We start from the raw sequence: 6,909 nt of genomic DNA on the forward strand, positions 1-6,909 counted from the left end.
ACAGGGGGCCGGTGTTTCCGGACAAGGCACTGCGTGAATTGATTGGCAGCGGATCATTGCAATAGCCGCCCCGGCAAATTGGAGTGCCCTCAAGATCGGATTATTCGTACGCTAAGCGCCCGGACCAAACGTTTCGAATGTCTCTGCGCGACCCACTCCCGCCCCTCAGCGGAACGTCGCCACGGTCCGCTCCGTCGGGCGAAGCGGACGCTGGGGCGCTCCGGTCGGCAGCAACTTGTCGAATCGAATTGGAGCAGCGTGTCAATTGACGAAAGGGCGATCTGCAACCTGAAGGTCACTCAGCGCAGCCAATCGAGGTACGCAATGCGGCCTGGTACCCTGAGGAGTCTGCTCCCGGGTAGTTCCGGTGCAATCGGATATTTACTCTCCGCCCTCGCGAACCGGTAGCACGGTCTTGTACTGGACGCGCCGCAAGGTGATCGACGTGCTGACGTCACGGACACCTTCGATGGTCGCGAGCCGTGTCATCACGAAACGCTCGATTCCCGCCATGTCGCTGGCCACCACCCGCACGATGTAATCGAACGCGGCCGTCATCAGATAGCACTCCATCACCTCCTCGCAACCCAGCAGGGCGCGCTCGAAAGCAGCCAGCTTTCCCGCAGATTTTTCAATTGCGACCGATACGTAGGCGGTGACGGGGAATCCCACCTTCTCCTGATCCAGAAGTGACACATATTTTGTAATGACGCCCGCCTCTTCGAGCAGACGAATGCGCCGGTAGAGCGGCGAAAGCGAAATGCCAAGCGATTCAGCGAGGTCCGCAGCCTTGACATGAGCGTCCCGCTGTAGCGCCTGCAAGATGTCAATGTCGATCCGGTCCAATTTCATTGGCTCATCGTATCAAATAAACGCACAAATGTGCCTAATGTTGCCACAGCACGGCAAGTTTATTGGCTCATTTTGGCACGTACGATCGGCGCAGACTAGCTAGAATTTTTCATACGACAGGTCGTGTCCTGCCGCAGCACAGCGTTGCCGGGTTCGGTAGTGCCCCGCTTACACACGCTTCCCGCTTGCTGATGTACGAGGCAAGCGCGGCCGGTCGGAATCGAGCAGAGAATGCAATTGAAAGGAGCAAACGTGACTTTTTCTGATGGACAACTGGCTGGCAAAGTGGCGCTCGTGACCGGGGGCTCGCGCGGGATAGGTGCGGCCATCGCACGACGGCTCGCAAGCGATGGCGCGGCCGTGTCGATAACCTATTCGAGCACGAGTGACGACGCGGATCGCGTCATCGAGGACATCGAACGCGCCGGGGGACGGGGTGTGGCAATTCGCGCGGATTGCGCCGACGCGGAAGCGGTAAAAGCCGCGGTCGGATCGACCTCGAAACGCTTCGGGGGACTGGATATTCTCGTGAACAACGCCGCGATGTTCCGCCGCGGCCTGATCGACGACTTCCCACTGGAAGACATCGACCGGATGCTGGCCATCAACGTCAGGAGCCTGCTTGTCGCTATTCAGGAATCGCTCCGCTTCATGGAAAAAGGCGGGAGGATCATCAATATCGGCAGCATCAGCAGCGACTACATGCCGATTCCGGGCGTGTCCGTCTACGCCGCGACGAAAGGTGCGGTAACCAGCATGACGCGTGCGCTGGCAAGGGATCTTGGCAGTCGGGAAATTACGATCAATAACGTGCAGCCCGGACGCATCGATACGGTGATGAACCCGGCCAACGGTCCGATGGCCGATCAGATCCGGGGCTCAATTGCACTGGGCCGGTACGGATCAGGCGACGATATTGCGGGACTTGTCGCCTGGCTGGCAGGCCCCGATGCGGCTTTCGTAACGGGCACCAGTCTGAAGGTCGATGGGGGCACAAGTGCTTAAGCGGCTCAGGTCGAACGAACCGGGTATACGTATGCTTTTCACTCTCCTATTAGAACGCCTCGACCGCTGGCTCCGGAATACCCAGCGGACCCGCTGTGATGGATACCTCGCAGCTTCGAAGGATATTGCCGAGCTTGAGCGTCGGATGAAAGAGTGCGAACGTTAGCTCGGGCCGACGGCGGCGCGAGCGATTCACGATAACGGCGCCAATGCCCCGCTCTATGCCCGCCGCGAGTGTGACACTTCTGAGGACAATGCGTCGTCGAGCCCACAACCCGGCTGGACGCTAAACATTCGCAGTTGCCCCTCAGCTCATCATCGGGTATCTCACTCGAGAATAGCCCACGATCGATCGCCCAGGCACGGTGCCCGGCCTGATCTGATGAAAAAGCGCTATTGCGACACCGACGCGTTGGACGATGCGTCCGTCGGCATCTGCGGTAGCGGAGCTGCCTCTGCGTCGTTCGTGCCGCTGCCCGTTGTTCCCGTTTGCCCGCGACGGCCTCGGTGCGCACCGCGTTCCTCGGTCGGCTCGCTCGCCGCCACCGGGTGCATTGGCGGATGCGCGATGTACTGAAAGTTTTCATTGACCGCGCTATTGCCCGTATCGAACGAGGTGGATGAACACACTGCTGCTACTAACGGGTGAACTGGCCTGCGCAAAAGCCGTCGGTCCGATCGACATCATGGCTGCGCCCACCGCCGCACTCACGGCAATAATGTGCATGAGCGCACCGGCATTACGGGCTGTCGGACGTGCTTTCAACTTACGTCTCCTTCAATACACGTGCAGTTCGCAACCGCTTGCAGCGGGCAGCCGTTTTACCGCTGGGTACGCTGGCTCAAAAAATTGAACCAACGTTGGGGGGGCGCCGGGCAAGCGGGGAGAAATACCAAGCGCTACTGGGGAAAGGGCCAGACCAGACCAGACCAGACCAGACCAGACCAGACCAGACCAGACCAGACCAGTCTAGTCCGAGTCGTGGAGAAGAAGGTTTCATGCTGGATTACAGGTGTTACTCGATTTAACTGATCGATGAATCGCGTCGGGAATTCTCCTAGGTTTCCCACTGCCGAAACAGCGCTTGAAAATGAAGCTGGCTCGTCCGACAAATCGTCGGTCGCCGTCGCTTCGTCAAATGGCAACTCATCGCTCATCGGCAGACGTTCGACAGCTGACTGCGAAGGACAGTTCGTGGCCGACTTGAGACGGCCATATTTGATATGGACTGCGACATAATTAAACGCGGATCCGTTCGACCTCGTCGAGGCTGATCTCGTCGCGACGCCGGTCATAGAGCTGGGTGGTGCGGGTCGACGCGTGATTGGCCATCGCGGCGGCATTCTCGAGCGTGCCGCCATTGCTCAGATAGGCGGTGATGCCCGTCGCGCGGAACGTGTGATTGCCGATCGCCGTGCCGATGCCGGCCGCGAGCGCACGCCGGCGCACCATTGCATAGGCGTTGGCCTGCGGCAGTGGCGTGTCGCTGAGCTGCCCGGTGCCGCGCGCGACCGTGCGGAACAGCGGACTCTTCGGCTCGTCGCACAGGCCGGTCTGGTCCAGGTACGCATGCAGGTACGCCTCGAGCGTGTGGTGACACGGCATCGCGTGCGCCTTGCCGCCCTTTTCACGCAGGCGCACCCACAGTCGCCGCTGCTGCACATACACGTCGTCGACCCGCATCGCGAGCGCCGCGCCCACCCGCGCGAACGAAAACACGATCGGCGCAATCAGCGCGCGGTCGCGCAGCCCGATCGGCGTCGTTACGTCGATGCTGTCCAGCAGCTGCCGCGCCTCGGCCGCATCGAGCACCGGCGCTTTACCGGTTTTCGTGGTGTGACGGGGACCCCGCACCGACGCGGCCAGGTTGTGCGGCACGATCTGGCCGGTGACGAGCCAGTCGAACAGGTGGCGGATCGCCGCCAGGCGCTGCTTGACGGTCGGCGCCGCCAGGGTCTGCGTCTGCCGCTCGATCCACGCGGCGACGTGCAGCGGCTGTACCGCGGTGATCGAGGTCACGCCAGCGCCGGCGCACCAGTCCAGAAAGTCGGCCGCTGCGCGCGCATACGCGCGGCGCGTGTGCGGGTTGCGGATCGCCGACGCGAAGAACTCAAGGAAACGTACCCCGGCCCGCTCGCCAGCCGAGACCACCAGTGCCGGCATGGCGACGCCGGCAGGCAACGCGAGGTCAGTGTTGGCCATGCACCGGCTCCATGATCTTCTGCTGCGCATAGGCCTTGGCCGTCGTGACCAGGATGTCGACCGTGTATCCGCCGACCTTCGCAGCGGCCGCCTTGGTTTCGTCCCAGACATCGGGGTGACGCACTGACGCAAGAAAATCATGGCCGGCCCACGTCAGGCTCTGAAAACCGATGCCGGGGCCGAACCGCATGCCGAAGTTTTCCAGCCCGCCACCATGAATGAAGCCGGCCTGTTCCAGCAGCAACAGGTGATAGTCGATCTGCTCGGTGGTGTAGCCATCGACCTGCACCACGGGCTCGTGACCGTCAATCGCCTTGATTCCGGTCAATGGAACAGACAGCCCCTCGAGCTTCAGCATCAGCTCACGGATCAGGTCCATGTCACGCTTCATCGTTCTTGTCCTCCCGGCTGCCCTGCAGCGCCTGGGCCCGCTGCAGTAGCTGCCCGACCTCTTCGATCGTGCGTGCTTCGACCTCGAGGTCACCGACCTTCAGCCGCAGCGTCCGGCCGGCGCCCCCGCGCAGCCAGCTGGCGGCGACCTCCGGCAGTGCGGCGCCGACCGGCTGCGCGGGCGGGATCACGAATTCGCCGGTCAGCCCGGCGCCGTCCGCGGTGCGGAAGGTGACCGTCTCGGCCCGGATGCCGCCGGCGCGCAGCTGGTCATCGAACCGTTGCAGTTCCGTCTGGCAGCGCGGGCTGAATACCGTCTGATCGAGCGGTCCAGGGACCAGGGTGAACGCGAGGGCATCGGCGAACATGGTCTCTCCTATATAAAGGACATTATCCTATATTGGGCGGCCGCTGTGGTTGCGCTGCTCACGCACGAAGGCTTTGTGATACGCGTTACGCGCCGGGGGGACTCCATGTGGTCGATCTGGGTCCGGCACGGGATCCCCCCGAGGTCATCCTCCTCGATATCAACATGCCGGAGCATGACGGCTTCCAGACGGCAAGGATATTGCGCCATCTGCGAGGCGGGCCTCATTGCGTATACCACCCAACCCGAAGAAGATATTCGCGACCGGGGCATCTCCGCAGGCTTCGATGCCTATTGGCAGAAAGGCGGTCCTCCCGAAGCACTGATCTGGCTTATCCAGGCCTTGATGCGTTAGGGTGAACTTATTCGCATCCGGTCCGCAGGTCAGGCGCGGCGGCACCTACGTCGACGACTTCGAGATGCTGCTGGCCGATCGCGGTTTCCTAACCAGGGACATCCCGCCGGCATCTTCCGGTCACCGATCTAAGCTGAATCGACGAGCGTTCCGATAAGCCGCAACAATTCGGCATGCTCTGGTCCGTGTGCGTCGCGCAGGAGGAAATCGCCCACGGTTGTTTCGGAAGTCTGGCCGCCTGATGACAGGTTGGGTTCATGTCGAATAAATACGCGTCCTGAATCCAGGTCGCGAACCAGCGACCAACGATCGCCATTGGAACTCCGATAAAAATCCCGTGTGCGCTGAGTCATGAACTTACCTTTTGGCCGCCGACAACGGGGGCGCGGCGTGCGATCGGCCGTCGACCGGGCTAAAAATCTCGCTTGAATAATAATAAGCATAATATTCTTATTATCGCTCCACCGGGAGCCGCCCTTGATCCAGCCCACCATCCCCGCCGAACACCGCGAACGCATTATTGCCGCCGCCTTCGCGCTGTACGAGCAGAACGGCAAAACGACGTTCCCGACCGTCGATGCGGTACGCCGCGCCGCACGCGTCGACATGAACGCCGCCAGCTCCGTGATGAAGGAGTGGCGACGCGCGCAGACCGTGCAGGCCGCGCCGGTTGCGGTCATCTTGCCCGACGTGGTGCAGCAGTCGAGCGCCGCTGCGCTGGCCGCCATGTGGACGCAGGCGCAGGAACAGGCGAACGAATCGCTGCGCATCGCACAGGCCGCATGGGAGACCGAGCGCGCCGAGCTGGACGTGATGCGTCAGGAGATGGCCGACGCCTACGAGGCACAGGCCAGCGAACTGGAAGTGGCGCAGGGCCACATCGCGGAAAAGGCGGCGATGTGCGCCACGCTTGCGCAGGAAAAGGCGGACAGCCTTGCCGCGCACGCGGAGGTCGTCGGTCGGGCCGTGCGCGCCGAGGCCCGCATCGCGGAGATTGAGCACCGCGCAGAAGACTTGCGCGCCGAGCTGGACCACGCACACGTCGACGCTGAGCGCCTGCGTGCCGAGCTGGCTGACGTGCGCAAGCAGGCCGCCGCCGAGATCGAGGCGGCAACCAAGGCCGCCGATGCTGCGCGCGCGGATCTGGCGAAGGCGCACGCCCGCGCCGAAACACAGGCCGAAGCGCAGGCGGAGCAGCTGAGCCGTGCGCAGACCGAGCGCGATCACGCCCAAAGGCTGGCCGTCGAGGCGCGCGAGTCCGCCGCAAAACTCGCCGGCCAACTGGAAGCCACGCAGGCGCAGAACGTGGTGCTGATTGCCGCGATCGCGAAGCCGGCGGCCGACACCGACAAGGGCTAGCCACGCAGCCCGGGCTAAACGGCGAACATGTTTGCGCTATAGAAGGGCTGCTCCGCACGTTCGGCTTTTTTATGCCGAGATGCCGCAGTGCAGGCTGCCAATTAGCATCGGTCGATTCGAATGCGTCGCCTGATTGACTACGCCAGCATCCTGCGTGACGCACATGCGAAGCTCGATACGGCCGTCAACGACACGCTCCGTCGCCTGCGACAGGCCGGTGTTCTAAGAAGCGTTCTAATGACTTTTTCAACTGTCGCCAGCATATGATGCAGCAAGCGATTGTTATGAAAGCCTCGTGGATGAAAGCGGGACGCTCGAAGCGGATGCGCAGTCGACGGAAGTTGTGAAGCCAGGAGATGGTTCGCTCTACGACCCAGC

Annotated in this window: 9 protein-coding genes; 3 read left to right on the plus strand and 6 right to left on the minus strand. The window is 62.4% G+C overall.

Annotated elements, in window-relative coordinates; genetic code table 11:
- Positions 1 to 381: 381 nt before the first annotated feature.
- A complete protein-coding gene (locus P0D89_RS50055) occupies positions 382 to 852 on the minus strand; it encodes an Lrp/AsnC family transcriptional regulator (protein WP_408367128.1) in 471 nt (156 codons plus the stop codon).
- 285 nt (positions 853 to 1,137) lie between these two features.
- Between P0D89_RS50055 and P0D89_RS50060 the strand changes: the two genes are divergently transcribed.
- Both P0D89_RS50060 and P0D89_RS50065 read left to right on the plus strand, forming a co-directional pair.
- Complete coding sequence (locus P0D89_RS50060; RefSeq protein ID WP_408379229.1) at positions 1,138 to 1,857, plus strand: 3-oxoacyl-ACP reductase family protein; 720 nt, start codon at positions 1,138 to 1,140, stop codon at positions 1,855 to 1,857.
- 31 nt (positions 1,858 to 1,888) lie between these two features.
- The gene (locus tag P0D89_RS50065; protein ID WP_408367132.1) at positions 1,889 to 2,023 is read left to right on the plus strand and encodes a DUF3563 family protein; all 135 of its coding nucleotides are present in this window, start codon (positions 1,889 to 1,891) and stop codon (positions 2,021 to 2,023) included.
- Positions 2,024 to 3,097: 1,074 nt separating this feature from the next.
- Here P0D89_RS50065 and P0D89_RS50070 read toward each other — a convergent pair.
- The 4 genes from P0D89_RS50070 to P0D89_RS50085 all read right to left on the minus strand — a co-directional run bounded on the left by P0D89_RS50070 (position 3,098) and on the right by P0D89_RS50085 (position 5,525).
- Positions 3,098 to 4,060 (minus strand): tyrosine-type recombinase/integrase, encoded by a 963-nt coding sequence (locus P0D89_RS50070; RefSeq protein ID WP_408367136.1) that lies wholly within the window; start codon positions 4,058 to 4,060, stop codon positions 3,098 to 3,100.
- Positions 4,047 to 4,439, minus strand: coding sequence for a DUF2513 domain-containing protein (locus P0D89_RS50075; protein WP_408367138.1), 393 nt, complete (start codon positions 4,437 to 4,439; stop codon positions 4,047 to 4,049). The genes P0D89_RS50070 and P0D89_RS50075 overlap by 14 nt, the downstream gene beginning before the upstream one ends.
- A 1-nt stretch (position 4,440) precedes the next feature.
- Complete coding sequence (locus tag P0D89_RS50080) at positions 4,441 to 4,818, minus strand: hypothetical protein (protein WP_408367140.1); 378 nt, start codon at positions 4,816 to 4,818, stop codon at positions 4,441 to 4,443.
- Positions 4,819 to 5,300: 482 nt separating this feature from the next.
- On the minus strand, positions 5,301 to 5,525 hold the full coding sequence (locus P0D89_RS50085) for a hypothetical protein (RefSeq protein ID WP_408367142.1): 225 nt from the start codon (positions 5,523 to 5,525) through the stop codon (positions 5,301 to 5,303).
- Between the two features lie 124 nt (positions 5,526 to 5,649).
- On the opposite strand from P0D89_RS50085, the gene P0D89_RS50090 reads away from it, so the two are divergent.
- Positions 5,650 to 6,531: a DNA-binding protein gene (locus tag P0D89_RS50090; RefSeq protein WP_408367144.1), complete on the plus strand. Its 882-nt coding sequence runs from the start codon at positions 5,650 to 5,652 to the stop codon at positions 6,529 to 6,531.
- Between the two features lie 184 nt (positions 6,532 to 6,715).
- Here P0D89_RS50090 and P0D89_RS50095 read toward each other — a convergent pair.
- On the minus strand, positions 6,716 to 6,909 hold a 194-nt coding region (locus tag P0D89_RS50095), incomplete at its 5' end, for a transposase (RefSeq protein WP_408379231.1).

This window comes from Paraburkholderia sp. RL18-085-BIA-A, assembly GCF_046027075.1.
Classification (GTDB): domain Bacteria; phylum Pseudomonadota; class Gammaproteobacteria; order Burkholderiales; family Burkholderiaceae; genus Paraburkholderia.